Source organism: Jiangella endophytica, assembly GCF_003427025.1.
GTDB lineage: Bacteria > Actinomycetota > Actinomycetes > Jiangellales > Jiangellaceae > Jiangella > Jiangella endophytica.
This window is the reverse complement of sequence record NZ_QVAI01000048.1, coordinates 1-2,987: the sequence shown is the minus strand read 5'-3', so window position 1 is coordinate 2,987 and position 2,987 is coordinate 1. Positions and strand designations below refer to the sequence as shown.

General features: G+C 69.2%; 1 protein-coding gene. It reads right to left on the bottom strand.

What is annotated here, in order from left to right; genetic code table 11:
* A partial coding sequence (locus tag DZA62_RS35185) for an SdrD B-like domain-containing protein (RefSeq protein ID WP_198664546.1) occupies positions 1 to 2,959 on the bottom strand: 2,959 nt, incomplete at its 3' end.
* Between the last annotated feature and the right edge of the window lie 28 nt (positions 2,960 to 2,987).

The following is a 2,987-nucleotide window of genomic DNA, read 5'->3' as shown; positions in this document are numbered from 1 at the left end:
GCCCGGTCCCGTCCTCACCCTCGCCGCCGGCCAGCGTGCAGTCCGACGGGTCGGGCTGCGCCGGCGGGTTCGGCAGGTTCACGGTGAACTGCACCGTGACGGTGTACTCGTGCGACTCCAGCGCGCCGATCGGCTCGTCCTCGACGATCAGCAGGTCGGTGACGCCGTCGTACTCAGGCCGGGTGACGATGCCGCCCGGCACCACGTTCGCGGCGATCACCGAGCCGTCGACGATCTCGATGCCCGTGCCGAAGCGCAGCGCGTCCTCGAGGTCGTAGTCGGTCGGCACCTCGGACTCGTTGGTGACGGTGAGGCCGTAGGTGATCTCCCACACGCCGGGCTGGTTCTCCCGGTCCACCACGTGCGGCTCGGTGACGACGGTCTTGTCGAGCGTGACGATCGGCAGGTCGCCGCACTCGTCGTCGGTGAGGTCCTCGTGGTTGGTCGGGTCCAGCGTGGCGTGGTTGAACAGCCCCGTGGTCGCGTCGCCGGCCTGCTGGCCGTCGGTGCAGGCCAGGTTCTCCGGCAGCGCCGTCACCTCACCGGTGTCCGGATCGGTCGTGAGCCGGACCGTCACCTCCAGCGTGTAGACATGCTCGGAGCCGTTCTCCACGGTCGACTGCGCCGCGATGGGCACCTCGCCGGTCACCACGTTCAGGTCGGTCGTGCCGTCCCAGCCCGGGTTCAACAACCCCTCCGCCTCCGGCGGACCACTGACCACCTGCGTGTCGACCACCTCGACACCGGCGCCGTACCCGGTCAGATCGTCGGTGAGCAGGTACGCCCCCGGGATCATCCCGGTGTTCTCGGCGACCAGCTCGTAGACGACCGTCCAGGTGCCGTCGTCGTCCGGGTTCTCCGTGGGTCCGGACACCGTGCGTTTGTCGAACTCGTAATCGATGTTCGAATACCCGAAGTCGATCGTGTGGTCGTTCTCGCCCGGCCCGCCGGTGGTGATGGCGGCGTACGGGAAGTCGCCGTCGTCGGTGGTCTCCACCAAGCCGTCGGAGTCGTTCCGGTCGGCGTCGACGGAGTTCGGGTCGCCGGTGTCGGGCACCGTCGGGTACCAGTTCTCCAACACCCCACCGGCTTCGTAGTCGGCCGGGTTGTCCACGCCGACGACGTAGTCGGTGTGCGTCTTCAACGCGTACGCCGCGTCGTCGGAGGAGAAGTAGTACTCGCCGTTCGCGTCGGTCGTCGTGGTGCTGACGAGCGTGCGGTTGCCGTCGGCGTCGACCTCGTACAGGTTGACCGTCGCGCCCGGCACCGGCTCCTCGTCCGGGTCCTGGATGCCGTCGTTGTCGTTGTCGAACCAGACGTAGTTCCCGATCTCGATCGGCGCGGCCGACGCCATCGCCGTCAGCTCACCGAGGCCGTTGCCCTTGGTCGTGGCACCTGGCTGACCGGTTCCGGTGATGATGGCGGCACCGCGCGGCTCGACCAGCGCGCCAGTGTCCTGGAAGAACCGGCGAGTGCCGACCTGGAAGCCGCCCTCGGCCGTGTGCAGACCGGTCTCCAGGATGCCGTCCTCGCGGCTGGGCACGACCAGTGTCGCGCCGAGGTGCTCCGAGCCGTTCACCCAGACGTCCGGGAAGAACTTGTCCGGGCCGAACGGGCCGTTCAGCTGCGACGCGGCACCCGCACCCGCGCCCTGGACGCCGTTGACGACACCGTTCTGCTCGATGGTCCACGTGCCGTCGCCGTTGGAGCCGGCCTTCATCAGGTCACCACCGACGGAGCGGCCGATGACCAGGCGGTCGTCGCCCGGCGCGTAGTGAGTGAACGAGCCGAACAGGTCACCGCCCAGGTCACGAATACCGACGACGAGGTCTCCGTGCAAGTAGCGCGCATCTGCGACGATCGGGACGGAGGTCACCATGATGTCGGCCTCGGCGGTGTACGGCCCCCGCATCGACATCCAGTACGCGGGGTCGGTGCTCCACGCGCGGTAGTCCGTGTTGTTGGTGCCGTGGACGCCCCGGGGGGTGTAGCCCAGCGGGAAGTCCAGCGCCTCGGTCAGGTTCGTGGGATCGGCCGGGTCGAACGAGTACACGTAGGCGTGCAGGTCGGCCCGGTTCCCGGTCGACTCGGCGGTATTGGTGACCGTCAGGTACATCTCGTTGGTCAGCGGGTTCGCCGAGATGCCGAACGGGCGCAGGTCACTGCCGTCCGGGAAGTAGGCGTCCAGTTCGTGCTCGGTCACGTCGAGCACCTGCGTACCGTCGCGGCTGATGCCGATCTCGACGAGCGAGCGGTTCTCCAGGTTGACGACGAACAGCGACTGCTGGTCGTTGGAGATCTCCATCGCGCCCAGGCCGGTCCGGCCGACCCGGTCCCACGCCTGCGCGTCCATCAACCAGTCGTACGCCCCGTTCTCGATGGTCATCGCGGGGCGCAGGCCATCAGGGTCACCGGCGACCGCACCGGGGTCGGAGTCGCTGCCCACGTCGATGCCGTAGTCGGCCAGGTTCACGAAGACCTCGCCGCTGGCGGTGGGCGAGGCCGGGGTGCCGCCGTCGGGCGTGATCTTGTAGATCGCGTCGACGCCGCCCGGGCCCATGCCGGAGTGCCGGCGCACGTAGGCGGAGGCGAACACCGAGCCCTGGCCACCGGGCTCCTCGGCCCGCTGCCAGGCCGTGCCGTAGGTGGCACCGATCTGGCCGAACGGCACCTGCATGCTGACCGGCACCGCATCGGTGATGTTCGGGCTCATCGCCTCGTACTCGTGCGCGGCGCCGCCGAAGAGGCCGGACTGGTCGCCGTCGCTGGCACCGAGCCGGAAGGCGGGCAGGAACACGAACGGGTTGTTCTCGACGAACGCACCGGGTGTCTGGAAGGAGAAGTCCACGTCGGCTGCGGGGACCGCATCGATGAACTGGACGGTGGTGCCGTTGCTCTGCCCCGCCGCGCGCCCGACGACGGAGTCGCGCCACTCGGCCCACTCCGGCGTGTCAGGCACGTTCGCCTCGACCCGCCACGGGCCGGCC